Raw genomic sequence first — 26,847 nt, 5'->3', positions numbered from 1 at the left:
CCCCGTTGGTCAGGTGCTCGACGAAGCGAGCAGATCTCTCGCTTCCTCGGCGGTACCGCGTCCGCCGTGAGCGGTCTGCGGGAAGCGCGCGTGCAGATGCGCGCCGAGGTTGATCCAGTCGTAGGCGGCGTGGATCGTGCCGCGCCAACCCGACGCCGTATCGAAGCTCGCTGGAAATTGCGGGTCGCCGCCGAGGTTGCGCAGACGCTGCGCGAGCTCATCGGCCAGCGCGACGTAGCGCTGCGCATCGCGTGCCGATCCGATCGAACACTGTTCGAGTTCGCGGATGCCGTCGATCAGCACCGCATCGAGCGGCAGCAGCCGGATCGCGTCGAGCGTCGCTTCTTCCATCGTCGACTGCGGCGTCACACCGTGCGCCCCGAGCGTGACCATGCAGGCGGTCTGCATCATCCGTTGCAGCGCGTATTCGAGCACCTTCCATTGGCCGCGCTGGAGTGCGCCTTGGGCGTCCTCACGCGCGTTCTCGAGGCCAATGTTGGCCCAGATCATCTCGAGCCCCGCTTCGGCGAAGCGCCCGGCGGGCATCGGCAGCAACTGGGCACCGCTCGCGCGGCCGGCCGCGAGACGCGCACCGTCGATTGAGATCAGGGGCGCACGGGACACCGGCGTCGACGTCGCCTGCTGACGGGCGTGGATTTCTCCGCCGCCCTTCCAGCGCAGGCTCACGAGGCCGAGCCGGCTGAAGTCGGCGATCAGCGCGCGGCGCCGGCTGGCCGCCTGCGCGTCGCCACGGCTGGCGATCGCCGTGCATGGCGCGTCGAAGGTGATCGACCGCCAGGCCTGGGCGGCTTCGTCGTCGAGCGCAAACACGTCGCTGCCTCGCAGCACATGGACCCGTTCGCCGATCTGCCAGGTCGTCGTGTCTTTGCCAGGGCCGATCAGCACGTTGTCGGCCACGAGGCTCACACCGTTGACGCCGAACTCGCGGATCAGCGCGACGCCCGCCGCGAGCAGCCCGCTTTCGGTGCCATGCTCGCGCGGCGCGTGCAGCAGGTTCCAGAGACGGCCGGCGCGCCCTGCATCGACGGCTGCGCGTTCGAGTTGCAGCGACAGCCATTTCGGGCTCATGTAGCACTCGCCGAGGCGCGCCACGTGACTCTTGGCCGCGTGAAACGCGGCGGTCCCGATCCAGGCGCGGGCGTAGTCGGGCTCGCCGAGCGCGAACATCGCCACCGCATAGCGGCCGGTCTGACGCGCGAAATCCTCGAACCACAGCGCTACCGCCTCGCAGAGCGCCTCGCGGCCGAGCTCCGCTTGCAGCGTCTCGATCAACGCCGGGTTGTCGATCGGCAGCGCGCCGATAAAGCGCTGGCAACGCTCGAGCAGATTCCACGACAGCCGCGCGACCGCGCGACGGCCTTTGCCGAGCGCTTCGCGAACTTGCGCGAGTTCGCGGCGCAGGCGCGCCGGACTCAGCAACCTTACTTCGACGCGGCGGCCGTCGATGAACAGGATGTACGGCATCGTGGCCGGCTCAATCCCGCTATCGACGATCGCGACGAAGTCGACGTCGGAGCGCTCATTACCGAAGCCTTCGGCGATCGAGCCTTCGAGAAAGACGGCGCTCGGTGCTCGCTGTTCGAACTGGGCGCCTAGCGTGGCACGCGATTTTTGCCAGAGGTCGGCGAGCATCGGATCAGTCATCAACATGGTGAGGTTTCCTGAACGTCAAGCCGTGCGCGGCACGAAGTAACCCGCCGCGATCCCATAACGAAAGATCCTGCGCAGCAGCGTTTTGCCGGTCGCGCGAGGCAGGGCGGGCAGGATGGCGGCGGTCGCGTCTCGCGCAAAGCGCACCTGGCGCGTCAGGTACGACTCGTAGAGCTTGACGACCTCGTCGTAGTAACGCCGCTCGAGCGGCTTCATCGCGGCGGCGTCGAAGACATGCCGCGGCACATAGCGAGGCACGTGAAACGAGGGAAACTCTGCGCATACGTCGTTGATTTCGCGCAGCGTCGTGGGCGTGCCCGACGTCAGATGCAGCGTGCGTCCGCGCACCAGTGGGAACTTCGCCAGCGCCTCGGCCACGCAGTCCGCGACCCAGTCGATCGGCACGATGTTCAGCGTCGCGCCGTAGTCGCCGGGCATCGTGCGCACGATGCCCGCGGCCGTCAGGCGCACGACGGTGTAGAGCGTGTCGAACTTGCGGATCACGCCGCTCGCCGAGTCGCCGACGATGATCGACGGGCGCAGGACCGCCGCCGGCAGACCGCTGCGCATTGCCGCTCGCACCGACTGTTCCGCGCGGTACTTGCTCTGCTCGTACGGGTTGCCCAGACGCTGGCCAAGTTCGAGATCGTCCTCGCTGAACACGCCGGGGCGCTCGCCGCAGACGTACGCGGTGCTCACATAGAGCAGCGGAATCGGCGCGTCGCCGCTACGTTGCGCGAACTCGACGATGCGCTGCGTGCCGCGAAAGTTGATCGCCTCGTAGACCTCGGGCTTGCGTCCAAAGCTCGTTAGCGCGGCACAGTGGACGATCGCGGACGTGGTCGCGCGCAGTGCCTCGTAGGTGTCCGGATCGAGTCCAAGGCGGGTTTCGGCGACGTCGCCGTGCACACATGCGAAAGTTCCGGCGGCTGGCGTGTGGCCGCGGTAAGCCGTTGTCGCGAGCGGTGTGCCGTCGTTGCGGACCACGGGTCCATCGGAGCGCAGAAAGGCGACGACCGGATACCCCATCGCCGTGAGCCGGGCGATCACTTCAGCGCCCAGCAGACCTCGTGCACCGGTGACGAGAACGTGCTTGTTCATAGTGAGTGACGATCCAGGGTTGCGTGTCATTTGAGGAGCAGTGCGGCCAGCAGTCCGAGCTCGACGGCGACGACGAAGCGGGTGCCGGCCCAGCGTGGCCGGCCCGGTCTGCTCGCGGGGCCTGGCCAGGAAACGTTGAGCAAGACGAGCCACACGAGCGGCAGCAACGCGGCATAGATCAAGTACGTTTGCGACAGGCCCGCCAGGCGCGCAAGCGCTACGTTGATGCCGAGCGAGAGAATCAGGAGGGCATTCAGCGCGACCCGGATTCCGCGCGCCGTGAGGTGATAGGGCTGCAGCGCGGTGGTGCCCACCTTGCGCGAGAACTTCCAGAATTCGTAGCCGGTCCACATCGAACCCGCTACGCACACGACGACGTAGACGCTCAGATCGCGCTCAGCCATGTCGCGCCAGAAGAAATAGCTGTAAGTGAAGATGGCGAATGGCGCGCCCTCGAAAGCGGGTAAGCAGAGTAACGGCCGGGTCGGAAACAGCCGCTTGAAAACGAACGGGGCGGCGAAGGCCAGGGCGGTGGCGGCAGCGGCGGCTGTCCACGCGTGCTTCATTCCGGCGTTCAGCGCGACGAGCAGGACGACGATTGCCGCGAGGCTGGCGAGGAGGCGTACGCGCAGTGCCGCGCGTCGCGCCGCCAGCGCGTGCCCGGCGGGATAGTCGCGGTCGAGGTCGTCGAGGTCGTCGATCAGGCGCAGCTGGACGAACAGCAGGAAGAATGACGCAAGGCCGGCCAATACACGCCAGCCCGGTTCGAGGGCGACGCCGGCTATGCGTCCGTACAGCAGAAGCGAGCAGACAAACGCGCCGGCAATCGGCACCGCCTCGCACGCCAGCGGAATGCGGCCGAGCGTGTTGCGCAAAGCGTCTGCCGCAACGGCAAGCCGGTCACGCCTGGCACCCGAGGTGGCCAGCGAAAGGCGCGGGCTCATGTGCGCATCCCCTCATCGGCGGCTACACGGACTGCGGTGTGGCGGATGCACAGGTCGACCAACGATCCGACTGTGAAATGCGCTTCGCCGGATCCTTCGCTCAACGCTTCCAGCGGCAGGCGCTCGATGCCGAACGCCTGCTCGATTGCGACCACCGCTTCGACGAGCGACAGCGAATCGAGTCCAAGATCGGCGATGAGCGAACTCTCGAGGCGAATCTCGGCATCGAAGTTGCGATGATGCTCGCGGCAGACGCCAAGAAGCTGCGTGCGTACGACTTCGAATACGCTGTTTCGCGTCGACGCATTTTTCGGTGCGGTGGCCATGCTGGGTTCCTTTCCGTTCACGCGTTGCTCGACGCGGCGTAGCGCCACGGCAGCGTCTGGCCGCCGGCCAGAATGCCGTGTGGGTGGGCGATCGCGAGCGGCTCGATCGCGAGCTCGGAGCGGACGGTTTCGAGTGGCCACTGCAATGCTTCTTCCCACGGGAACGAAAGGGGAATGCGGGCGTGCTTGCCACGCAGCCACGCGCGGCGCAGAAACCGATGGACCCAGAAGTTCGGCCACCAGGGCGCAGTCAGCGCGGTGCCGAGCAGACCCACGATGCGCGCACGCATCGGCTCGAGGCCGCAGTCGAAGGCGAGAAGCGAGGTCTCGCCAGCCCAGTCCTGACCATAGCCCGTCAGCACATGCAGCAGGTCATGAATGCAGCCGCTGCGCTCGATGAACCACTGACGGTCCGGGCCGGGGAGGATTTCTTCGAGGCCCGCGGCCAGCCGGCTCGCCTGGAGCAGACCATCGGCGCTGTAGCCGCTGTGCTCCATCATCGCCATGTAAGCGCGGCCGAACGAGCCTGGCGGCAAGCGGCGCAGCGTGTCGGAGTCGGCGAGCGTGGCGAGCAGTGACGGCTGCTCGGAAAGCAGCGCGCCGGCGTCCGGCTCCCTGAGAAAACGCTGGTACATCGTCTCCATCTGGCCGCCGTCGAGCGCGATCATCACTTCATAGGCATGCTGAATATCGTCGACGTTCGCCCTCAGCGCCTTGATCGCCCGCAAGGCGCGCGGCCAGTCGATGTGGCGTCGCGCCATCGCGTTGTTCTTCAGGGTTGCTGTCATGTGCGGCTCCGGGCAAAGCTCATGAGGGCGAGTCACGAATGGCGATCGACCGATGCCACTCGATTCGGGTTCGGATACGGCGAAGAGGAATCGTGCTGAGACGGCTACTGCCTGCGGATGCTTTTTGCAGGGTTCATGCCAGTCATCCGTCGGCGGCACGGAGGTCGTCCTCTAACCATGCAATGACGGAATGGAGTGCCCGGATCTCAAAAGGCGGGCGCGGGTATCGCGCGGATTCGGATGGGGTCTGCGATGTCCCGAGCCACGTTCGGGGAGACCGTCGCCGCTGTCTCGATGTCGGTGCTGGGCCAACAGGTGGAGGGAATCTGTTGGTCGCGGGTCGACTGTGGGACGTTTGATACCGAGCCCGTTCGCACACCAACGTCCGAACGTCTAAACGTGCGGATGTATCGCGCTGCCCTTTGAAATATGGCTGTCTGCTTGCGTCATTGCATCGGACGAGGACTCACTGCGTGCTGCAAAAGAATGCCTGGCACGAACCGTGCGCGAGGAGCGCGAACAATCGATGGCGGCGGGGCACCGCGTCCGCGAAGCGTTTGGCTTGGGAATGTTCAAGAGGATGGGGGTGGAGTAATGAATCAGGCGTGGAAGGCAAAAGCGGGGCAGTTCCTGCCGGGAGCGAATCTGACTGTGTTGCCGCACTGGGAGCGCGACGCGGTACCGAGCTATGACCGTGCCGAGGTCTCGGTGCCAGGGCGCCTTCACTTCGCCGTATTCGACTTTATGCAGATGGCGCCTGGCTTCGGCGGCGGCGGACTTGGCGTGTCGACGAGCACGGTCGGACACCGGATCACCGTCACGAAGACGACGAGCGGCGAGGGCGGCTGCGACGTGCCGAGCGGGCGACACATGCTCGAGTTGTTCAAGCGGACCGTTGGCTACGCACGCGACGACATCCGTGTCGATCGGGTGCGCAGCATCCAGCACAAGCACAGCGGCTTCGGCTCGAACGTGTCGTTCAACACGGCGACGCTCGCGGGCCTGAACGCCTTGTTCGGCTCACCGTTTTCGCCGCACGACATGTGGGAAATGATCACCCGCAACTACGTCGAGAACGCGAAGGATGACGAGCACGTGTATTTCGGCCTCGAGACCGGCGTCGGCGAAGCGTGCCTGTTTTTCGGCGGGCTGGTCTGGGTCGACGAGAAGCACGGCAACGGCCGTTTCCTCGGCAATCTGAGTTCGGAAAACCTGTGGGTGACGACCGCCGTCGGCAATTACGACACGCTATCGACCGAAGCGCTGCGTGCCCACGGCGAAGGCGCGGACATGTCCGGCACCACCGAGGCGGGCTTCGTGCCGACGCATTTTGTCGAGTGGCAGAAGCACTACGGGATCGCGTGGCGCAACTTCATCGAAATGAAATTGCGGCCGGCACTGCATCGCAACGACCTGTTCGCGTTTCTGAAGCACGGTTGGGAGCTCAACAGCATGAGCAACATGAAGGTGCTCGAGGGCATTTTCCGGACCGACGTGATGCGTGAATTCGACGAAACGATGCAACGCGAAGGCGCGGTGTATGCGGGGATGAGCAGCGCTGGCCCGGGCTTCTATGCATTCTCCGATTGCGAGGAAAAGGCGCAGCACCTTGCAGCGGTGATGATGCATGGCTTCAGTGAGTTCATGAGCGAGACGACGGTGGCCCGCGCGGGCCAGAAAATGTCCATCGACGTCGCCGTCTAGCCGCGTTTTAGCGAACCCTCGCGAACCCTTGAACCGGAGCCGATAGAACATGGCCAAGCGCGTCACCTTCGTCAACACGAACCAGATCAAACCGGCGATTGCGCCGATTGCGTTCGACTACCTGTCGGCACCGATGGAGCGAGCGGGGTTCGAGCTCAATCTGCTCGACCTGTGCTTCTCGGACGACTGCGAGGCGGCCATTGCCGCGCACTGCCGCACGGCCGCGCCGGATTACTGGGGTGTGACGCTGCGAAATACCGACGACGTCTACTTTTCGAGCGGCTACAGCTTCCTCGATAGAATCAGGGACATCGTCGCGTTGCTTCGCCGTGCGCGCCCGGTCCCGGTCGTGATGGGCGGCGCGGGTTACTCGGTGATGCCGGACAAACTGCTCGCCTATCTCGGTGCCGACTTCGGCATCGTCAGGGAAGGCGAATTCAGCTTTCCCGAACTCCTGACCTGCCTCGAAGAAGGCGGAAGTTTCACGCACATACCCGGCGTTGTGTACCGCGATGCGGCCGGCGTGCACGCTACGCCGCTCGCCCCGAACGCATGCGGTCCGCTGGCCAAACTTGGGCCCCACAAACGTGAACTGGTCAACAACCCGCACTATTTCGCCAAAGGCGGCCAGATCGGCATCGAGACGAAGCGCGGCTGCAATCGCTCCTGTATCTATTGCGTCGAGCCGCTGATCAAAGGCCGCACGGTGCGCATGCGCGAACCCGATGATGTCGTCGCCGAGATGGCATCGCTGGTCGAGCGCGGGGTCAACGTCTTTCACATCAACGACTCGGAATTCAATCTGAGCGTCGCGCATCCTCTCGCGCTGTGCGCGGCCATCATCCGGCACGGGCTCGCCGGCAAAATCCAGTGGTATGCGTATGGTATGCCGCGGCCGTTTCCCGATGAGCTGGCGGCCGCGATGAAAGCAGCCGGTTGTGTCGGCATGAACTTCGGCGTCGACAGCGCCAGCGAAACGATGCTGAAGATACTCCGTCGGACCTTTGGCGCCCCCGACATCGAACATGCGGTCAATACGGCGAAGCGCCACGGCCTCGAGCACATCATCGAACTGTTGTTCGGCGCGCCGGGTGAGACGCAGGAAACTGTGCGCGAAACGATCGAGTTCATCAAACGGGTCGATCCCGAGCGCGTTTCGGTGACGGTCGGGCTCAGGATTTTCCCGGGAACCGAACTCGAACAGATGATCCGCCGCGAAGGCCTGAACGTCGGGAATCCGAATCTTCACGGCCGGATCGAAGGCAACGACGATCTTCTGCATCCGGTGTTCTATCTGCCGACCTCACTGGGCCCGGACCCGCAGAAATTCATTGCCGATCTGATCGGCAATGACCGGCGATTCTTCGGGGCCAATGCGAGTCTCTTCAACTACAACGCGAACGACGCGCTGGTCGAAGCGATCGCGCAAGGCGAGCGGGGCGCGTACTGGTCGATTCTGAACCGGATCGAGAAACGCTTCGAAGCGGCCCACAACGGTCACGGCGGTCACTGCGCGTCCGCGCATGGCGGCGAGCCGGAGTGGGCGCCGATCGCGGTTTTGCCGATCGAATCAGGCCCGATGCGGCGTGCGATGCCCGAAGCGGCCAATCACCCGATGGCCCGCGTACTTTCAACGCAGGAGCAGTCCATGCTTTCAGATGACGGCCCGCCTGAGCCGTACCGGATCAAGATGGTCGAGCCGATCAGGCTGATCGACCGTGAGCAACGGCAGGCGCGGCTTGCCGCTGCCGGGTACAACGTCTTTCACCTCGAAGCGGACGACGTCTACATCGATCTGATGACGGACAGCGGCACCTCCGCGATGAGCGCGAACCAGTGGGCGGGCATCATGACCGGCGATGAGTCGTATGCCGGTTCCCGCAGTTTTACGAAGTTGAGGCAGGCCGTGCGGGACATGCTCGGCTTCGAGTACGTCTTGCCGACCCATCAGGGGCGGCCGGCCGAGCACTTCCTGTTTCGGACCCTCGTGCGGCCGGGACAGGTGGTACCGTTCAACGCGCCGTTCGATTCGACCGAGGCACACGTATCGATTGCCGGCGGGACCGCGATACCGTGCGTCGCCGAAATCGGCTACCAACCCGCTGTCGAGCACCCGTTCAAGGGCGACGTGGATGTGCAGAAGCTGCGCAACGTGATCGAGAGCGAAGGGCGCGACAACGTTCCGCTGATCATGGTCTCGCTGACCAACAACGCGGGCGGCGGCCAGCCGGTATCGATGGCGAACCTGCGCGCGGTGAAGGCGTTGGCCGACGAGTTTGCGATTCCGGTCTACTTCGATGCAGCGCGCTGCGCGGAGAATGCCTACTTCATCCAGCAGCGCGAAAGCGGCTATGCGAACCGGTCGGTAGCGGACATTCTCAAGGAGCAGTTTTCCTATGCCGAGGGCTGCACGTTCAGTTGCAAGAAGGATGCGCTAGTCAACATCGGCGGCTTGCTCGCGACACGGTCGAGGACGCTCTACGAGCAGGTCGTGCCGCTCCTCGTGCTGCACGAGGGCTTCGTCACCTACGGAGGGATGGCCGGCCGCGATCTCGAGGCGCTCGCGATCGGTCTGCGCGAAATGGTCGACGACGAATACCTTCAGCACCGCGTGCGGCAGGTCGAACGGCTAGGGGACCGACTGCTGGCCGGCGGCGTTCCGATCCTGAGGCCGACCGGCGGACATGCGGTGTATGTCGATGCGGCCGCCTTCCTCCCGCACCTGCCGCGCTCGGAGTTCCCGGCCGAGGCGCTGGCTGCCGAGCTTTATCTCGAGGGCGGGGTTCGCGCTGTCGGTCTTGGCTCACTGGCGTTCCTGAAAGAAGAACCGTCGACGGGCACCGCCAGCCCCCCGAGGCTGGAACTGCTGAGGCTGGCCGTTCCTCGCCGCGTCTACACCGATAGCCACCTCGCAGTGGTTGCCGCTGCGTTGATCCGCGTCTACCAACGACGCGATGCGATTCGCGGAATGCGCATCGTCTCTGCACCGGCAATGCTCAAGCACTTCACGGCGGTCCTCGCGCCGATCGAGGCGCATGACGAGATGCTCGCGGAGCCTCGCGAAGCCATGGTCTGAGGTGATCTCATGTCGGACAGTGTCTTCGAAGCGCTCAAGCTCAAACCGCACGATTATCCGGGCGTCCTCGTGACGTTGTGCGGTGTGGATGGAGCGGGGAAATCTTCGCTGATGGCAAGGCTCGAAAGCGCGTGCACGCGTGCGGGGCTCAACTGCGTGACGACGTTTACGCCGACCCGCCGGATCCGGAAAGATGCGGTGTTCCGGCAATTGGTCGACAGCCACTGGCATACCTCGAATTCTGGTTCCGGACCCGATGGAAGCGCACGGCGCGTCGACATGCTCGGCATTCTGCTGTCCATCATGGGGGACCTCTTCCAGCATATGACCGACACGGTGATCCCAGCACTGGAACGCGGTGACGTCGTCTTTTGCGACCGCTACGTGTACACGTCTCAGGCTGAAATCGGTACGCGCTCCGATCCCGCCGAGACTGCACCGGTGCTCCACAGCATCGCTGGCCATCTGCTGCGTCCCGACGTCGCCTTTGGCCTGAACGTTTCTGGCGCGACTTCACACCGACGCGTGCGGGCAAGGAACGACGAGAACGACCAGCCGCCGCCGATGCGCTTTCTGATGCGTCAGGTGGCGGCCTATCGCGCCGTGTTCGAGGTCAACGGCGTGGTCGCGCTGGATGCGGAGCGCAGTATCGACGAGACGTTCCGCACGGCATTCAGTCATATCGTTGCTATCGAACGGTTGAATCGGGGCTTTCAGGTATGCGACAAAATGCGCGTCGACAGGTTTGGATGAGCATCTATCCTTCGAGCAGGACCATGATGCATGGAACATCAGACCAACGGAGACGACGATGCTCAGTCCACATGAGATCGCAACGCTCATGCTGCTCGAGACAAACCCGAGTTCGGAAAATTTCGATCCTGGCGATCTTGACGCGCTGTGTGAGCGCCAACTTGTTTTGCTGGAACAGCTCACGTCGGGATATGCGCATGGGCGGCTGACTGCGCAAGGCCGCTCGGTGTTGAGATCGGTCGGGAGGGTTCACTAGTTCCCGGGTGTGCAGAACCGGGAGCTTTGGCGTTCAGGAGCGATCACATGCAATACCCAACGGCGCGCCGGGCGGTACAGACCATTGTGCGCGAACATCAGCAGCTTTCGGCGGTGGTCAATGGCATGGCCCGTTATGTCGAGTCATTGTCGGAAGGCGGGCATGCGCCCGAACCGATGGTGATGCGGGCCATGCTTTACTACATTCGGGAATATCCGGAGCAGATTCATCATCCCAAGGAAGACAAATATCTGCTCGCGCGCTTGCGAACGCGCACGGACGAACTGGACGACGTCATCGAAGAGCTGGAGGCGCAGCATGTAGCAGGCGAAGCGCGGGTACGTGATCTTGAACGCGCGCTGACCCGATATGAACTGAGCGGATCTGCCGAGGCGCCGGCACTGCGGGCCTTGGTTGGAGAATACGCGGCGTTTTACAGCCATCACAGGCGGCTGGAAGAGGAAGTGATTTTACCGGCCGCGTTGCAGTTTCTGACCGCGGCCGACTGGATGGAACTGGACGAGGTGTTCGGCGAAAATCACGATCCGTTCAGCGGCAGCGAGATTCAAGGGGAATTGGACCGTTTGTACTCGTTGATCTTCAGTACGGTCTCCGGGACGATTCAATAAGAAAAATCACCGTTTAAACGAACGCACGGACACGCTGCTCGGGCGAATACCTCGAGCAACGAACTTTTAATGTCGAGCGACGACGCTTGCCCGAGCTTCGCGTAGTCATTTTTGAACCATACGGCCGCCACTTCGCGTCCACGCGCGAAGTGCGTTTTTAGCAAACACAGCGTGCGTTCTACGGTCCGACGTGCGAGACGCCAGATCGCCCGAGGGGAACCGCACGGATTTCCTCGGTTACCGTGACGCGCGTTGGTGTTAAATCCCCGGCGAACTGGACGCTCGCAGGGAGTCTCGCTGGACGTCGGGGGTCTGCCCCGTGCAGAGCCAGTGAATGTCGAGATCGAAAGCGGCGGCGAGACGGGTACACGCATTGAGCGGAGGCACTGTAATTCCGCTGCGCCAATACTGCACGTCGTATTCGCTTACGCCTAACCACTTCGCTGCGTGCGCTGAACTGATTCGGGCTCGCTTGAATGCCCTGTCAAGGCGCGCGGCGAACGCGCGCCTCAGGCGGTCGTCCTCGACGCTACGCTCGAGATGGCCAATATGTTGCAAATGCAGATTCATTCCTCGGATCTCTCAGTTTTATTTTCTCAGAGATATTTCAACGGCCCGTTGTTCACTCCGCGGCGAGACATTACTGGTCGGGCATGACAGCCGCGTGACCGAATGTGCGCATCCGCACACTTTTGCATCGCTTTTGAATCGGCACGTCGAAAGAGGATGACTCTATAGGATTTGCCGCGTTGCACAAGGTCGCGCTAACCCTGAATTTTCTGAAGATTAGGCCTTTCCGAAGGTCTAGGGTTTTCACTGATAACGTCGTTCATCCTTTTACAGAAAGGCTTTCCGCGTTGTCAGCTGCCGCCGCGCGCGATGCAAGCCGCTATGTCATTGACATTTGATCACTCCACCCTAGAATGAAATTGCTGCGTCGCATCAAATGATCCGTTCCGCACTATTCGTGGCTGACAGCCATGTTCTGTGCATGCGGCTCAAAGACGCCGATTCCGCATCTTCCATGGAGCTAGTGATGAACAGTATTACCCCGGAACAAATCGTCGCTGTACAGAAAGCGAATGTCGATACAACGTTCGACTTCCTGAACAAAACCGTCAATGCAGTCGAGAAGCTCACCGGGCTGACTCTGCAAGCCGCGAAGTCCGGTCTCGCGGAAAGTCAGGGCGCCTTGGTGAGGGCGTTTGAGGCGGGCGCGCCGCACGCGTTTATCGCGCAACAGGCAAGCCAGGCACAACCTGCGATCGAAAAGGCACAGTCCTATTGGCGCCAGGTTTACGAAATTGCATCGGGCACCCGAGCGGAATTTCTGGCGGTTGCGGAAACGCAGCTCAAGAAGTACCAACACGATGCGCAGCTCTACGCCGAAAACCTGGCGAAAACTGCACCCGCAGGAAGCGAAACCGCTGTGACGGCATGGAAGACGTTCATCACGACGCTCATCGAGACGGCGAATACGGCCTATGACACTGCGACGAAGGCCGTGAAGCAGGCGGGCGCGAGTGCGGAGACCGATATCAGCGTGGCGGCGTCGAGTTCCACCAGGCGCGTTCGACAACTCGCGGCGCCGGTCGAAACCAGCGACGAGTAATCGCTTCGTCGCCACCGGACGCGGTCAAAGTCATGGACGAGCCACGCGCCAGCTTCGCTGGCAGTGGCCGTCCGGGTTGCCTGAAGTGGTTTCAGCACCGGGCGCGCAGCGCCCGTACTCCCGGATGCACAGGTACATCGACGTGAATGCGGCGGATCGACGCGAAGATGCCCACAGACTGCAGGAGGTGCGCATGATGACGGCAAAGAAGACCCTGCGTTCATCGGTTGAAAAATGGCTGATGCCTGCGACGTCCGTCCGGCTCACCCGATTCGGCCACCGGGACGCGAGCCACAGGCGTTACATCCTTGTCGAGGCGCAGCGGCCGCAAGGTCCAGTCGGGCTGTTCTTCTTCCATCATGATGACGGCACGTGGCAGGTGTTTCCACCCGGCAAGGAAGGGTAGCAACGGTGACGCAGTCGTAGCAGGCTGTTTTTTTGTAAGTTGGCGTGCGTCGATGTCGTTATATAAGTTACAACAACAAGACTGAATAGCGGCATTCACCCACGCGCAACCGCGCATGAGAACCGGATTAATCAGAGATCAATGTGATGTCCGCTGCAAACGAAAGTCGTGACCCTAGCCCATACACGTTTCACAATATCGACCCTGCAATTGCCCACCTCGAGCAGGCGCTGGGTGCGCAAGGAGCCGATTCTCTCTTTTCCAGAACTTATTGGCGGGGGCGAGTACTTCAGGCACTGGCAACGACGGGCCTTTTGCCGAGGCAGCAACAAAGGCTGCAGAAACTGCTGGACGCCATCGACGCTTCCTGCTCGAACCGGGCAGCGATTTCGTCCTCTCCGCCGTTCGACGAACGACGTCAGTGGGATACACATCTATTGCAGCTACGCAAAGAAGATCCACCGGAAAAGCCCTCATGAAACCTCATGCCTTGAGCGCGTTCTTTCCCTTCGGACCGAGCAACGGCAAGTCGCGGATCCGCACGCCGGTTGCGTCGTCGATCGCATTCGCGAGCGCCGCAACGGGCCCGACCTTGCGCCGCTTCTCAAACACCGATGAACGGCAGGCCAGGCCGGTCTATCAACAGCACGTCCACGCGTTTGGGCACGGACGGGAAGCGCATCATCGAGTAAGTGCTCCAGTCGAAGCTCGTGATGCGTTGCCGGTCGAAATGGGTTTCCTCATAGAGCGTCCAGCTCGAGGTTTGCAGGATCCCGCCTTCGATCTGATTGCGCACGCCGTCCGGATTCACCATCTGCCCGCTCATCGTCGTTTTGGACAGACTTCCTCACAGCTCTGATTCGCACAAGCAGCGCTCCTGATCCAGCCGACGGTTGAAATGCGCCGCTACTACTTTACAAATGTTCTGGCGAGGCATCGGCATACACACGTTCGATCGGTCAGTCGGAATGGATCTACCCACCGACTGATATTCCTGGTGCATCACCGCTATTTGCCAGAGTTCATCGACCATATCGATGGTAACTCCAGAAACAAACATATAGAGAAGACCGCGCAGTGAGTTGCGAGCCAGTTCATGATGGGCGAACCACGGTCAATCCAGGCTTGAGTTTGGCGGATTAATAAGTGAGCGTAAGGAAACAATTAGATCTGCAAGTTTGGAGTCGAGAACAAACAACCGCAAGAAGAACAATCATAAAGACCCGAGGAATAACCATGAACAGAAGACAATCGCTCCTGGTGGCGTTTGCTACCGCACTAATCCTAGGTGCTTGTGGAGGGGGCGGTAGTTCGCCGACCGGAAGTTCGACGACCGGCTCTCCGTCTGCGACAACTCCAGCTACGCTCACTCCAACTGCTACAAGCGGCCACTATGGGGCATATTCACAGTTGGTCTCTGGCAAATATCAAGTATTTGTCGTGGACACAAGCACTAATGTTACGACCCAAATCACAAGCATCGGGAATAACACGTCGCCCAGTTTCAGTGCGGATGGCACAAAGGTTTTCTATACGACAGACAGAAATGGCACATCGGAACAATACTTCGCGCCCGTGACTGGCGGAACTGAGTACCCGGCCGTATCGTCGTCAAACCTGTTTGCTGTGGGAGACAGTCTCACCTTTGGTGTTGGCTCATCCGGCGGCGGCTACCCAGCGCAACTGTCCGCTCTGCTCAATAACCGAACTTATGTGAACGTCGGCGTCGGGGGCCAGACCTCAACGCAGATCGCCGCACGGATTGGGGCAGAGTCGTCAACAATGACGCTCGATAACAATGCGATACCGTCGAGCGGGCCTGTGAATGCCTCTAACTTATCGACCAGCCTGCTTTCGACACCCGCAGACGATGTGACCCGAAGCGTGCCAGGAACAATCTGCTCCGTTCACGGTGTGCTTGAGCGCACGGCGGCTGGCGGACCTCCTTCTACAAGTGAAACGTACACGTTCACCCGCGATACCACCGGGCAGGCGGTGGCCTGTTCAGCGGGGTCCAGCTTCGTCGCCGACGCGCAGGGATATGACACGTGGACCGCGCTCATTTGGGTCGGTCGAAACAACTATACGAATGCGACAACCGTTGTCGCTGACGCCAAGGCCATCGTGAACTGGCTAAAGCCATACACGACGCACTTTGCCGTGTTGTCCGTGATCAAGGGCGAATACAGCTACGAATACGCGGGCCAACCTGGCGCACAGCAGATTGACGAGCTTAACGCTACGCTGAAATCGACATTTCCCGACAATTTCATTGATGTCGAGTCCGCGCTGGTCAGCTCTTACAACCCGAGTCTCACACAAGACGTTCAGGACCATGCAAACAACATCCCACCCACGTCCCTGCGCTCCGACACGGTCCATTTAAACGACGCGGGATACGCGATAGTCGCTCAGCAGGTCAAGTCATTTCTTACGTCAAAAAACTGGTAGTGCGAGCGGAGAGAGTCAGGAACCTTGGGTTCCTGACTCTTTCTTCATCTCCAGTTGAACTGGTTGAAACTCCGACCGAATGTCAATGCAAGTTCTCGCGATCAGGATGCTCACAAGCAATGCTAAGCCTGATTGCGAGCACGGATTCACCCATTGATTTCGCGAGTGATAGCTGACGCGCGGTGATATTGGTCACGCCAGCGGTTCCGGCCGCTCCACCGCACTGCTTCGCTGTGATCGTCAATACATTGGTCGCAGTGGCGAACGCCGCTGTCCGAATGTCAATGCAAGTTCTCGCGATCAGGATGCTCACAAGCAATGCTAAGCCTGATTGCGAGCACGGATTCACCCATTGATTTCGCGAGTGATAGCTGACGCGCGGTGATATTGGTCACGCCAGCGGTTCCGGCCGCTCCACCGCACTGCTTCGCTGTGATCGTCAATACATTGGTCGCAGTGGCGAACGCCGCTGTCAGAGTCGCAGAGCCGACCGGAGAAGACCCCGTGGACACCGCCGTAGCCCCGAGCTGCATCATGCCGTTGGCGGTGTAGCGGCCTGCGGTCACATCACCGGACGATCACGCCGGCGTGCTTTCGGCGTTCAGCTTCGACACCGCACCCGTCGTCTCGTCGAAGCGATAGCCTTGATTCTCGAGGTGAGCGTTGATCGTTTTCATTTTCTCGGTCGCCTGAGTCAGTTGCTGCTTCAGGCCGTTCGAGTAGTCGGCCCATTTCCTGACGGTCTCCCTGGCTTCGGCAATCGCGGCGGCATGCGCTTGCGCGTCGCGCGCAATCTGCGCCTTCAATGCATCGAGCTCCTGCGAGTCGATACCTGCCGGCGACCCCGACTCGGCGGCGCTCGCCGCTGCGGCTTCGGCACGCTCCTGCGCATCGGACAAGCTGGCTGACAGCGTCGCGATTTGCGCCTGGGCAGTCTGCAATTCAACTGTGGCGGCATCGCGTTCAGCATGCGCGCCCTCGACCTCTTCGCGTCGGGCTGCATGCGCTTCCTGTTCGGCCTGCAACTCCGCGCGAATCGCATCGAGCTCGGCTTCAAGACGAGCGACCGCTTCCGAATGCGCAGCGTCCAGCGTTTCGGAGACTGACCCGGCCGACTCGTCCTCGCCCGCGGCGTCGGTCCCCTCCCGCGGGGACGCTTCACGCTCCGCGCTCGCCAGTTCCGCTTCAAGGAGCGAAACGCGCTCAGCAAGCTCCTGCGCGCGCTTTTCCGCTACGTCGGTCCGTTGCACCGCGAGCGCGATGTCCTCTTCGAGCACCGCCGCTGCATCGACCTTCTCGTCGTAAGCGCTCGTCATCTGATCCAGCTGGACTTGCAGCGCATCGAGTTCCTGAACGGTGGTTTGCAGTTCCGCGAGTGCATCGTCGCGCTCGTTGCTGGCATCCTCGACACGTTGGCGCATCGCGGCGAGGCGTCGCGCCACTGCACGTTCAGCTTCGTCCTGCGCCGACGTCCACAGCCGGTCGAGTGCATCGCGCATCGTGTCCGTCACGGTTTCGGGCAAAGCGGGACGTTCGACGACCTGCGGCACCCGCGGGGCGCGCGTTTCGCGCCATTTACGCAATGCCGCGGCGACCGCGACCACCGAACCGGTATGGACTTCGGACCAGATGGCTACGGGAGACACCTTCTGGCCTTCGTCAGCCATCCGGTTGGCGATTTCGGCTACGAGATCGTCCGTGATCGTAATGTTGCTTGACATGTCTGCCTCGGCAAAGTGCACGTAGTGACGAATACCGTTTCGTCGTTCGGGAGGCCGCCGCGCTATGGGACTCGCCTCGTATCGTTACGAATTGTCGGATACCTGCCCGGCGGTCAATCGGTCGAAAAGCCGAGGTTACGGCGGGGTATTCATGGGATTGCGCCGCGACCGCGCGACTCCCGAAGAGGTAGCAACGATACCAGGATGATGGGTTGACTGCCTGATGGCGCGGCAGCCCGTTACGATGCCCGGGAGAGCGTGAACCGACGCTCACCACCATGGAAAGTCGCGAAGATGAATCGCAAGCTCGACGTACCATCGGCCGCCACGGCCGCCCCGCCGGCCGACGACGAAGCCGCCGCGCACTGGCAGCGCAACCTTTGCGTGTGCGTGTTCGGCTCGTTCACGACCATCGTCGCGATGACGTTGCTGCTGCCGTTCCTGCCGCTCTACGTCGAGCAGCTCGGCGTGACGGACCATGCGGCGATCGTGCAGTGGTCGGGCGCCGCGTTCGGGGCGACTTTTTTCAGCGCTGCGCTCGTCGCGCCGCTGTGGGGCAAGCTCGCGGACCTCTACGGCCGCAAGCTGATGCTGATCCGTTCGAGCCTTGGCATGGCGGCCGCGATGTCGCTGATCGGCATGGCGCACTCGGCTTGGCAACTGGTCGCGTTGCGGCTGCTCGCGGGGCTGCTCGGCGGATATGCGTCGGGCTCGATGATCCTCGTGGCGACGCAGACGCCGAAGTCGCGTTCGGGCTGGGCGCTCGGCGTTCTGTCGTCGGGGATCATGGCAGGCAATCTGGTCGGCCCGCTGTTGGGCGGTTTCCTGCCGCCGCTGATCGGCATTCGCGCGACTTTCTGGGCATCGGGCGCGGCGATCTTCGTCGCCTTTCTCGCGACGGCGTTCATGATCCGCGAAACGCCGGTCCGCAAGCGCGCGGACAACGCACGGAAGCAGGGCGCTTGGGCATTGGTGGACGACAAGGGGCCGGCTATCGCGATGCTTGCCACGGGTCTGTTGCTGATGGTCGCGAACATGTCGATCGAGCCCATCATCACCGTTTACGTCGCCCAGCTCACGAAGCCTCAAAGCGTGACGATGGTCGCGGGCTTCGTGATGTCGGGCGCAGCGCTCGGCAGCGTGATCTCCTCAACGCGGCTGGGCAGGTTCGCCGATCGTGTCGGGCATTGGAACGTGCTCATCGGCTGCCTCGCCGTAGCGGCGGCGCTGCTCGTTCCGCAGGCGTTCGTCACCGCGAGCTGGCAACTGATCGTGCTGCGTTTCCTGATGGGAATGGCACTGGGCGGCCTGTTGCCGTGCATCGCGAGCGTGATCCGCCACCATGTGCCGGCGAGCGTGACGGGTGCGATTCTTGGGTACTCGGTGTCGTCGCAGTACGCGGGACAGGTGGCCGGGCCGCTGTTAGGCGGTTTCGTCGGCGGACACGTCGGAATGCGCGCGGTGTTTCTCGGCACCAGCATGCTGATGGCGCTCGGCGCGCTCGCGAACTGGCGCTTGAAGTCGGGCAGGGCACGGGCAGCGGCAGCTCGCGGATCGTGAAGTGGCGCGGATGCCGCTCGGCATCTCACGCCACGCCAAGGAGTTCCTTCAGTTGCGCCGTTTTCGATCGGCTGACCGGCACCTGGCTCTGCTCCGCGTCGTCCATCACGAGATTGACGCTTTCGTCCAGCTTCACCAGTTCGACCGCGTACTGAAGGCTCACGATGTGGCTGCGGTGAACCCGCAGGTAGATGCCGCTGTCCAGACGCAGTTCGAGATCGGCCAGCGAGAGATTGGACAGATAGCGCTCATCTTTCGTGACGATCGTCGTGTAATGACCGTCGCCCTGGAAACGCACGATGTCCTTCAGATCGATCAGAATCACGCGGTTCTTGAGGTACACGGGAATTTTGAAAAGGCGGCGCGGCAAAGCCGTGTTGGAGCCCGCCGACGGGCTGGACGGTTCAGTGGTCAGATCGGTGACATCGTAGAAGATCATGCAGGTGCCGCAGGCGCCCCCGGCGCCCGTCATCTTGGATACCTTGATCATCAGGATCCGGTCGGGAATGTTGATCATCATCGCCACCGGCGGCGGCGACCTGACGGGACAACCGCCCACGTCCTTCGACTGCAGCAAAAAGCGAAGTTTGTCGCGGCTCTTTTCCGGGTGCAACTGCACGACGTCGATGCCGAACAGACTGTCCTGCGCAACGCCGAGTGATTGTTCGCCGGCCGGACCCAGAATTTGCAGCGCGACGTCGTTGAACGCTGTCACCCGGCCCTGTGGATCGAGCCAGACAATGCCCGGATTGAACTGCTCGAGCTTGTGCTGGAACGTTTCCGCGCGGCGCTCGCGCGCGAGCGCAGCCGCGGGCTCAGAAGGTTTCACGTTGGGTCTCCTGTCTTTATGCGCTGTTCACGCTCTGTGGCGGAGGGACTTTCCGGGTAGGTGTGTGCCGATTTTCGCGCAAATTTCCCGGGCGTTCACGCAGGTAAACCCGTCGTTCAGGCGAGCGGCATTGGAATGCCGCCGCAATCCGCGAAATGGTCCCGCCCGGCGCGCGTGCGAAGGATGGCGCAAGGGCCGGATCGTTCGCGAGAGCCGGGTTTCAGGTCCGTTTTCCGGTAGTTGACGCTCACGAACCACCGTTCGGGAAATCGCGTTGAATTGCTGCATTGCATTGTGAAATCCTTGATTGCGTCGATGAAGCGCCCGCTCGCAGGTGCATGACGACAAGGAGGCCCGTGTGATCCCTCGCCCATTCGAATACCACGCTCCGAGCACCTTGCCGGAGGCCATTGCGCTGCTCAACGAGTATGGCGCGCAGGCGAAGGTGCTGGCCGGCGGCCACAGTCTGCTGCCGATGATGAAGCTGCGTTTCGCCGATCCCGGTCATCTGATCGATCTGGGCAAGCTGGCGGAACTCAAAGGCATTCGGGAAGCCGACGGCGAGATCCGCATCGGCGCGATGACCACCGAGAACGAATTGATCTGGTCGGAACTGTTGCAGACCAAGTGTCCGGTGATCGTGGAGGGCGCCCGGCAGATTTCCGATCCTCAGGTGCGTTACCGCGGCACGCTCGGTGGCGACCTGTCGCATGCCGATCCGGGCAACGACCACCCCGCGCTGATGATGGCGCTCGACGCTTCGTTCGTGCTGGCGGGCGAACACGGCGAGCGCATCGTGTCGGCCGACGACTTCTTTCTTGGCACTTACGCGACGCTGCTCGAACCCGGCGAAATCATGACGGAAATCCGCATCCCGACGCCGCCGGCGGGCACCGGCTATTGCTACGCGAAGCTCAAGCGCAAGACCGGCGACTTCGCGACGGCGGCCACGGCCGTGACGCTGCGCGCGAGCGCGGGAACAGTCAGCGCCGTGCGAATCGCGCTGACGAATGTCGCCGACAAGGCCATCCGCGCGCTCGATGCGGAGCAGTACCTGCAGAGCAAACCGCTCGATGAGCCAGCGATCGCCGAAGCCGCCCGGCTGGCGATGGGAGTCTGCGCGCCGGTCGCCGATCTGCGCGGCGACATCGACTACAAGACGGCAATGGCGGGCGAGATGACGCGCCGGGCCCTGACGACCGCTTTCGCGCGGGCGGCACACTGAAATCCGTTCCTGGAGACCGTGAGATGACCAACAGAACCGTCGTGTCGTTCAAGCTGAACGGTAAGGAAACCGATGTGATCGTCGAGCCTCGCGAACTGCTGATTCATACGCTTCGCGAAAAGTGTTTGCACACCGGACCGCACATCGGCTGCGAGACATCTCATTGCGGCGCCTGCACGGTCGATTTCAACGGCATGTCGGTCAAGTCCTGCACGTTGCTGACGGTGCAGGCGGAAGGCGCCGAGGTGCTGACCGTCGAAGGCCTCGCGCAAGGCGGCGAACTGCATGCGCTGCAGGAGGGCTTCATGCAGGAGCATGGGCTGCAATGCGGCTTCTGTACACCGGGCATGCTGATGCGTGCCTATCGACTGTTGCGGGAAAACCCCTCGCCGAGCGACGAAGAGATCCGCTACTGGATGGCGGGCAATCTATGCCGCTGTACGGGCTATCAGAACATCGTGAAGGCGGTGCAATACGCGGCGCGCAAGCTGCGGGGCGAAGCGGTGGAAACATCGCATCCGTTGATGACAGCGGATACCCACTGACGACCGGGAGAACGTGATGGGCAATCTCGACACCAATCTCGACCGTCTCGCCGCGCTGGAGGGCATGGGCTGCTCGCGCAAACGCCGCGAGGACCCGCGCTTCATCCAGGGCAAGGGCACCTACGTCGATGACGTGAAAATGCCGGGCATGCTGTTCGGCGTGATGGTGCGCAGTCCCTATGCGCATGCGCGCGTGAAGCGCATCGACAAGTCCCGCGCGCTCGCGCATCCAGGCGTGCACGCGGTTCTGACCGCGGACGACCTGAAGCCGCTCAAGCTGCACTGGATGCCGACGCTCGCCGGCGACGTGCAAGCCGTGCTGGCCGACACGAAGGTCTGCTTCCAGAACCAGGAAGTCGCGTTCGTCGTCGCCGACGACCGCTATGTGGCCGCGGACGCCGCGGAACTGGTGGAGGTCGAGTATGAGGAATTGCCGGCGGTGATCGATCCGCTCGCGGCGCTCGCCGCCGACGCACCGGTCATTCGTGAGGACATTCAGGACAAGCAGGCCGGCGCGCATGGCGCGCGCAAGCATCCGAACCACATTTTCACCTGGCAGATCGGCGACCGGGACAAGACCGACCGCGTGTTCGACAACGCGGAGGTCACGGTCGAGCAGACCATGCTGTACCCGCGCGTGCATCCGTGCCCGCTCGAAACCTGCGGCTGCGTCGCGTCGTTCGACAAGGCGCGCGGCGATCTGACGGTCTATATCACATCGCAGGCGCCGCACGTCGTGCGCACGGTGGTGGGTTTGCTCTCGACGATCCCCGAATCGAAGATCCGCATCATCTCGCCGGATATCGGCGGCGGCTTCGGCAACAAGGTCGGCGTGTATCCGGGCTACGTGACGTCGATCGTCGCGTCGATCGTGCTGGGGCGGCCGGTCAAGTGGATCGAGTCGCGTGCCGAGAACCTCAGCAGCACCGCATTTGCGCGCGACTATCACATGACCGGCGAACTCGCGGCGGATCGCGACGGCCACATCAAGGCGCTGCGCGTGCAGGTGACCGCGGACCACGGCGCGTTCGACGCATGCGCCGACCCGACCAAGTGGCCCGCGGGCATGTTCCACGTCTGTACGGGCTCCTATGCAATTCCGAACGCGTTCGTGTCGGTGGACGGTGTCTATACCAACAAGTTTCCGGGTGGTGTTGCGTACCGCTGCTCGTTCAGGGTCACGGAGGCGGTCTATCTGATCGAGCGGATGGTCGACGTGCTGGCGCAAAAGCTTGGCATCGACAAGGCCGAAATCCGTCTGCGCAACTTCATCCGCAAGGAGCAGTTCCCGTACACGACGCCGCTCGGGCTCGAATACGATTCGGGCGATTACGAGCCGGCACTGAAGAAAGTGCTCGCCGCCGTCGACTATCCGGCGCTACGTGCCGAGCAGGCCGCGCGGCGCGCGGACCCGACCGCCGAATGGCTCATGGGCATCGGTGTCGTGAACTTTACGGAGATCGTCGGCGCCGGGCCGTCGAAGATGTGCGACATCCTCGGCGTCGGCATGTTCGACTCGTGCGAAATCCGCGTGCATCCCGACGGCTCCGCGGTCGCGCGGATGGGCACGATCACGCAAGGTCAGGGCCACCAGACCACTTACGCGCAGATCATCGCGTCCGAGGCGGGCATTCCGGCGTCGGTGATTACCGTGGAAGAGGGCGACACGTCGACCGCGCCCTATGGGCTCGGTACCTACGGCTCGCGTTCGACGCCGGTCGCGGGCGCCGCGGTCGCGCGCGCGTCGCGCAAGATTCGCGAGAAGGCCCGGCACATCGCCGCGCATCTTCTCGAAGCGAGCCCCGGCGACGTCGAGTTCGATCTCGACCGCTTCGTGCTCAAAGGCTCGCCCGGCCAGTTCAAGACCGTCAAGGAAGTCGCGTGGGCGGCTTATAACAACGTGCCCGAGGGGATGGAAATGGGGCTGGAGGCAGTCGATTATTACGACCCGCCCAACTTCACGTTCCCGTTCGGCGCGTACGTATGCGTGCTGGATGTGAGTCGTTATACCGGCGAAACGAAGGTGCGCCGCTTCTATGCGCTCGACGATTGCGGTACGCGAATCAATCCGATGATCATCGAAGGGCAGATCCACGGCGGTTTGACCGAGGGATTTGCGGTCGCGATGGGTCAGGAACTGCCCTATGACGAATCCGGCAATCTGCTGGGCGGCACGCTGCTCGATTACTTCGTGCCGACGGCGGTCGAAACGCCTCACTGGGAGACCGACTTCACGGTGACGCCTTCGCCGCATCATCCGATCGGCGCAAAGGGGGTGGCGGAGTCGCCGCACGTCGGCTCCATTCCGTGCTTTACGGCCGCCGTGGTCGATGCGTTCGCCCATCTGGGCGTCACGCATATGAACATGCCGCACAACGCGTATCGCGTCTGGCAGCAATGCCGCGCGCTGGGGCTCACGCGGCAGTGATCGCGACGCGCGTCGGCGACGCAAAGGCCGCGGTGCTGAAGGCCCGCACCGCGGGGCGCACGCACATACATGCGATGGGGGCATCGATGAAAGTCGTACTGGAAAAGGTGTTTCCGCTGGCCGCCACGGCGGATAACGCGTGGCAACTGATGCAGGACATCGAGGCCGTGGCCGGCTGCATGCCGGGCGCGAAAATTACCGAACGCGTCGACGCCACGCACTACAAAGGGACGATCACGGTACGGCTCGGGCCGGCTGTGATGTCGTTCAAAGGCGATATCGAGGTGGTGGAGCTCGACGCGGCGGCGCGCCGCTTGCATCTGACCGGCAAGGGCGCGGACACGACCGGCACCTCGGCGGCGTCGATGGATCTGGTTGCCGCCGTGCAGGCCAGCGGCGAGGCCTGCGAGCTGGTGGGCAAGAGCGAGGTGACGATGAGCGGCAAGGCCGCTTCCCTCGGTGGCCGGCTGATGGGCCCGGTGTCGGAGCAGATGCTCAAGCAGTTCGTGGCGAACTTTGCGGCGCGGCTGCAAAGCTCGCAGCCACGGCCTGAAGCGGCGCCGGTCAGCACCACGCCAGGCGAGCCGCAGCCGCCTGCTGCCGCATCGGACGTCAACGCGCCGCCTCCCGAACTGAATGGCCTCGCGCTCGCGTGGGCCGTGGTGCGCGACTGGTTACGCGGGCTTTTTTCCCGCAAGACGGCTTAAGGCCGGGCAGCGATCATGGCCAGCGACCGCATGGGCGACGTCGTCGAGCTGCAGGCTCGGCTTGCGCGGCAGGGCTTCATTTGCGAGCGCAGCTTTGCCGCGACCTTGCTGCTGACGATGGAAATGCGCCGGCCATTGCTGCTCGAAGGCGAGGCCGGAGTCGGCAAGACGGAAGTCGCCAAGGCGCTCGCGCGGCTACTCGATACGCGGCTGATTCGCCTGCAATGCTACGAAGGTCTCGACGCGCATTCGGCGCTCTACGAATGGAACTACCAGCACCAGTTGCTGGCGATCAAACTGCTGGAACAGGACAGGCGGCCGATTCCGGACAAGGAACAGGACATTTTCTCGGAGCGCTATCTGCTCAAACGGCCGCTGCTCGAAGCGATCACGACGACCCCTGCGCCGGTGCTGCTGATCGACGAGATCGATCGCACCGACGAGGCGTTCGAAGCCTATCTGCTGGAGTTGCTGTCCGACTTCCAGATGTCGATTCCGGAACTTGGCGTGATTCGTGCCAACGAGCGGCCGTTCGTCGTTCTGACGTCCAACGGTACGCGCGAAATCTCCGACGCGTTGCGCCGTCGCTGCCTCTATCAGTACGTCGACTACCCGGGCTTCGAAAAAGAATTGCTGATCGTGCGCAGCCAGATCCCCGAGGTGCCGGAGAAGCTCGCGCGGCAGATCGTCGAATTCGTCCAGTCGGTACGGCAAATGGATTTGCAAAAGAAACCGGGGCTGGCTGAAACGCTCGACTGGGTCGCCGCGTTGCTGCGCCTCGGCGTCAGTTCGATCAATGCGGACGGCGTCGATCGGATCATGGATTCGCTCGCCGCGCTGGTCAAAACCCGCGAGGACCAGGCGGGCCTCACGCGGCCCGTCGTCGAAAGACTGGTGGCGTCATGCTGACCGGGATCGACTGCACCGCCGCGCGAGCCCGCTCGCCCTCGGCCCTCGAAGAGGCGCTGGTAACCCGCTATACGGGTTTTGCCGGCTGGTTGCGCGCGAACGATTTCCGCGTCACCAGCAGTGACGTGGCTGCGTCGATGGACGTTGCGTTGCGCATGGGCCAACTGGACAGCGAGGTGTTGCGCTGGAGCCTGCGCGCGTTGCTGTGCTCGAATGCGCAGCAGTGGCGGCGCTTCGACGAACTGTTCGACGCTTACTTTTTCGTGCCGAATCGGCGCAGTCTGGTCGAAACGCGGGCCGGCGGCGCGGGCCGCATCGACATGGCAAAGAGCGCAGGAGCGCGCGACGGTAGCGAGGGCACGCCGCTTTCACTTGCGGCGGGGCGCGGGGCCAGCGCGGCGCAGCCAAACGGCAGGACGGCCGAGCAGGGCGCCGCGTGGGAAGAGTCTTTGGCGCACGCGGATTTCCGCCATTTGCATCAGCCCGACGAACTATTCGCGATCGATGCGGCGATCCGCCGTTTCGCTCAGCGCCTGCAAGGCATTGCGGTGCGCCGCGAACGGCGCGCGTGCAGTGGCCGCACGATCGACATCGGGTGGACGATCCGCCGCAGCGTGTCGCATGGCGGCTTGCCGCTCGATCTCGGCTGGCGCCGCAAGCGGCGGCTGCGGCCGCGCATCGTGCTGCTGCTGGACGTGAGCCGCTCGATGAGCCTGTACAGTTTTTTCTATCTGCGACTCGCCCGCGTACTGAGCGCACGGGTTTCCGACGTGCATTGCTTCATCTTCCACACCCGGCTGGTGGGCATCGGACAGGCGTTGCGCGACCCGGACCCGTGGCGTTCGCAGGAGCGGCTGCAACTGCTGTCGGCGGGTTGGGCGGGCGGCACGCGCATCGGCGACAGTGTCGATGAATTCAACCGGCAGCACGCGAGGCGGCTGCTCCATTCGCGCACGGCGGTCGTGATGGTCAGTGACGGCTACGATGCCGGTGAGCCCGAACGTCTGCGGCAAGCGCTCGCCACGCTGCGGCGCCGTTGCCGGTGTCTCGTGTGGCTCAATCCGCTCGCGAGCCGCGCCGATTTCACGCCGGCCAGCGCCGGCATGCAGGCGGCGCTCCCTTATATCGACCTGCTGGCCGGCGCGCGCGACCTGACGAGCCTCGAGCGCGTGCTGCCCCGGGTGTTGACGATTCTGCAATGAGTAT

General features: G+C 62.9%; 23 protein-coding genes. 15 read left to right on the top strand and 8 right to left on the bottom strand.

Annotated features, from left to right (window positions below; genetic code table 11):
- Nucleotides 1-9 precede the first annotated feature (9 nt).
- Genes L0U81_RS27320 through L0U81_RS27300 form a run of 5 tightly spaced genes read right to left on the bottom strand, consistent with a single transcriptional unit; the run spans nt 10 to nt 4,830 of the window.
- On the bottom strand, nt 10-1,671 hold the full coding sequence (locus L0U81_RS27320) for a nucleotidyltransferase domain-containing protein (protein ID WP_233808100.1): 1,662 nt from the start codon (nt 1,669-1,671) through the stop codon (nt 10-12).
- 18 nt (nt 1,672-1,689) lie between these two features.
- Entirely contained in the window at nt 1,690-2,772 is a 1,083-nt protein-coding gene (locus tag L0U81_RS27315) for an SDR family oxidoreductase (protein ID WP_233808097.1), read from the bottom strand.
- 26 nt (nt 2,773-2,798) lie between these two features.
- A complete protein-coding gene (locus L0U81_RS27310) occupies nt 2,799-3,716 on the bottom strand; it encodes a hypothetical protein (protein WP_233808095.1) in 918 nt (305 codons plus the stop codon).
- Nucleotides 3,713-4,042 carry an acyl carrier protein gene (locus L0U81_RS27305; protein WP_233808092.1) on the bottom strand — a complete coding sequence of 110 codons (330 nt, stop codon included), beginning with the start codon at nt 4,040-4,042 and terminating at the stop codon, nt 3,713-3,715. Before L0U81_RS27305 ends, L0U81_RS27310 begins: the two co-directional genes overlap by 4 nt.
- A 17-nt stretch (nt 4,043-4,059) precedes the next feature.
- On the bottom strand, nt 4,060-4,830 hold the full coding sequence (locus L0U81_RS27300; RefSeq protein WP_233808090.1) for a ubiquinone biosynthesis protein COQ4: 771 nt from the start codon (nt 4,828-4,830) through the stop codon (nt 4,060-4,062).
- Between the two features lie 594 nt (nt 4,831-5,424).
- Between L0U81_RS27300 and L0U81_RS27295 the strand changes: the two genes are divergently transcribed.
- The 7 genes from L0U81_RS27295 to L0U81_RS27265 all read left to right on the top strand — a co-directional run bounded on the left by L0U81_RS27295 (nt 5,425) and on the right by L0U81_RS27265 (nt 13,266).
- Nucleotides 5,425-6,534 carry a hypothetical protein gene (locus L0U81_RS27295; RefSeq protein ID WP_233808089.1) on the top strand — a complete coding sequence of 370 codons (1,110 nt, stop codon included), beginning with the start codon at nt 5,425-5,427 and terminating at the stop codon, nt 6,532-6,534.
- Between the two features lie 49 nt (nt 6,535-6,583).
- Complete coding sequence (locus tag L0U81_RS27290; RefSeq protein WP_233808088.1) at nt 6,584-9,610, top strand: tryptophanase; 3,027 nt, start codon at nt 6,584-6,586, stop codon at nt 9,608-9,610.
- Between the two features lie 9 nt (nt 9,611-9,619).
- The gene (locus tag L0U81_RS27285) at nt 9,620-10,363 is read left to right on the top strand and encodes a dTMP kinase (protein WP_233808087.1); all 744 of its coding nucleotides are present in this window, start codon (nt 9,620-9,622) and stop codon (nt 10,361-10,363) included.
- A 58-nt stretch (nt 10,364-10,421) separates the two neighbouring features.
- Nucleotides 10,422-10,619 carry a hypothetical protein gene (locus L0U81_RS27280; protein ID WP_233808085.1) on the top strand — a complete coding sequence of 66 codons (198 nt, stop codon included), beginning with the start codon at nt 10,422-10,424 and terminating at the stop codon, nt 10,617-10,619.
- A 47-nt stretch (nt 10,620-10,666) separates the two neighbouring features.
- Complete coding sequence (locus L0U81_RS27275; protein ID WP_233808083.1) at nt 10,667-11,248, top strand: hemerythrin domain-containing protein; 582 nt, start codon at nt 10,667-10,669, stop codon at nt 11,246-11,248.
- A gap of 946 nt (nt 11,249-12,194) precedes the next feature.
- Entirely contained in the window at nt 12,195-12,860 is a 666-nt protein-coding gene (gene phaP, locus L0U81_RS27270) for a TIGR01841 family phasin (protein ID WP_233808082.1), read from the top strand.
- 193 nt (nt 12,861-13,053) lie between these two features.
- Nucleotides 13,054-13,266: a hypothetical protein gene (locus tag L0U81_RS27265; protein ID WP_233808074.1), complete on the top strand. Its 213-nt coding sequence runs from the start codon at nt 13,054-13,056 to the stop codon at nt 13,264-13,266.
- Between the two features lie 604 nt (nt 13,267-13,870).
- On the opposite strand, the gene L0U81_RS33860 is transcribed toward L0U81_RS27265, so the two are convergent.
- A complete protein-coding gene (locus L0U81_RS33860) occupies nt 13,871-14,092 on the bottom strand; it encodes a molybdopterin cofactor-binding domain-containing protein (protein ID WP_442793461.1) in 222 nt (73 codons plus the stop codon).
- Between the two features lie 614 nt (nt 14,093-14,706).
- On the opposite strand from L0U81_RS33860, the gene L0U81_RS27250 reads away from it, so the two are divergent.
- On the top strand, nt 14,707-15,717 hold the full coding sequence (locus L0U81_RS27250; protein ID WP_233808072.1) for a GDSL-type esterase/lipase family protein: 1,011 nt from the start codon (nt 14,707-14,709) through the stop codon (nt 15,715-15,717).
- 578 nt (nt 15,718-16,295) lie between these two features.
- Here L0U81_RS27250 and L0U81_RS27245 read toward each other — a convergent pair.
- The gene (locus L0U81_RS27245) at nt 16,296-17,438 is read right to left on the bottom strand and encodes a DNA-binding protein (protein ID WP_233808070.1); all 1,143 of its coding nucleotides are present in this window, start codon (nt 17,436-17,438) and stop codon (nt 16,296-16,298) included.
- Nucleotides 17,439-17,732: 294 nt separating this feature from the next.
- Here L0U81_RS27245 and L0U81_RS27240 point away from each other — a divergent pair, with 294 nt between their 5' ends.
- Nucleotides 17,733-18,998 (top strand): MFS transporter, encoded by a 1,266-nt coding sequence (locus tag L0U81_RS27240; RefSeq protein WP_233808061.1) that lies wholly within the window; start codon nt 17,733-17,735, stop codon nt 18,996-18,998.
- A 25-nt stretch (nt 18,999-19,023) separates the two neighbouring features.
- On the opposite strand, the gene L0U81_RS27235 is transcribed toward L0U81_RS27240, so the two are convergent.
- Nucleotides 19,024-19,827 carry a LytTR family transcriptional regulator DNA-binding domain-containing protein gene (locus tag L0U81_RS27235; RefSeq protein WP_233808059.1) on the bottom strand — a complete coding sequence of 268 codons (804 nt, stop codon included), beginning with the start codon at nt 19,825-19,827 and terminating at the stop codon, nt 19,024-19,026.
- 358 nt (nt 19,828-20,185) lie between these two features.
- On the opposite strand from L0U81_RS27235, the gene L0U81_RS27230 reads away from it, so the two are divergent.
- The 6 genes from L0U81_RS27230 to L0U81_RS27205 all read left to right on the top strand — a co-directional run bounded on the left by L0U81_RS27230 (nt 20,186) and on the right by L0U81_RS27205 (nt 26,843).
- Nucleotides 20,186-21,052, top strand: a complete 867-nt coding sequence (locus L0U81_RS27230; protein ID WP_233808057.1) for an FAD binding domain-containing protein — start codon at nt 20,186-20,188, stop codon at nt 21,050-21,052.
- 23 nt (nt 21,053-21,075) lie between these two features.
- On the top strand, nt 21,076-21,597 hold the full coding sequence (locus tag L0U81_RS27225; RefSeq protein ID WP_233808055.1) for a (2Fe-2S)-binding protein: 522 nt from the start codon (nt 21,076-21,078) through the stop codon (nt 21,595-21,597).
- 16 nt (nt 21,598-21,613) lie between these two features.
- Complete coding sequence (locus L0U81_RS27220; RefSeq protein ID WP_233808054.1) at nt 21,614-24,025, top strand: aerobic carbon-monoxide dehydrogenase large subunit; 2,412 nt, start codon at nt 21,614-21,616, stop codon at nt 24,023-24,025.
- Nucleotides 24,026-24,111: 86 nt separating this feature from the next.
- The gene (locus tag L0U81_RS27215) at nt 24,112-24,732 is read left to right on the top strand and encodes an SRPBCC family protein (protein ID WP_326489888.1); all 621 of its coding nucleotides are present in this window, start codon (nt 24,112-24,114) and stop codon (nt 24,730-24,732) included.
- Between the two features lie 15 nt (nt 24,733-24,747).
- Nucleotides 24,748-25,641: an AAA family ATPase gene (locus L0U81_RS27210; protein ID WP_233808052.1), complete on the top strand. Its 894-nt coding sequence runs from the start codon at nt 24,748-24,750 to the stop codon at nt 25,639-25,641.
- Complete coding sequence (locus L0U81_RS27205) at nt 25,635-26,843, top strand: vWA domain-containing protein (protein ID WP_233808051.1); 1,209 nt, start codon at nt 25,635-25,637, stop codon at nt 26,841-26,843. The genes L0U81_RS27210 and L0U81_RS27205 overlap by 7 nt, the downstream gene beginning before the upstream one ends.
- The last annotated feature ends 4 nt before the right edge of the window (nt 26,844-26,847 follow it).

Origin of the sequence: Paraburkholderia sp. HP33-1 (assembly GCF_021390595.1) — a bacterium.
Taxonomy (GTDB): domain Bacteria; phylum Pseudomonadota; class Gammaproteobacteria; order Burkholderiales; family Burkholderiaceae; genus Paraburkholderia.
This window is presented reverse-complemented; position numbering and strand designations above follow the sequence as displayed.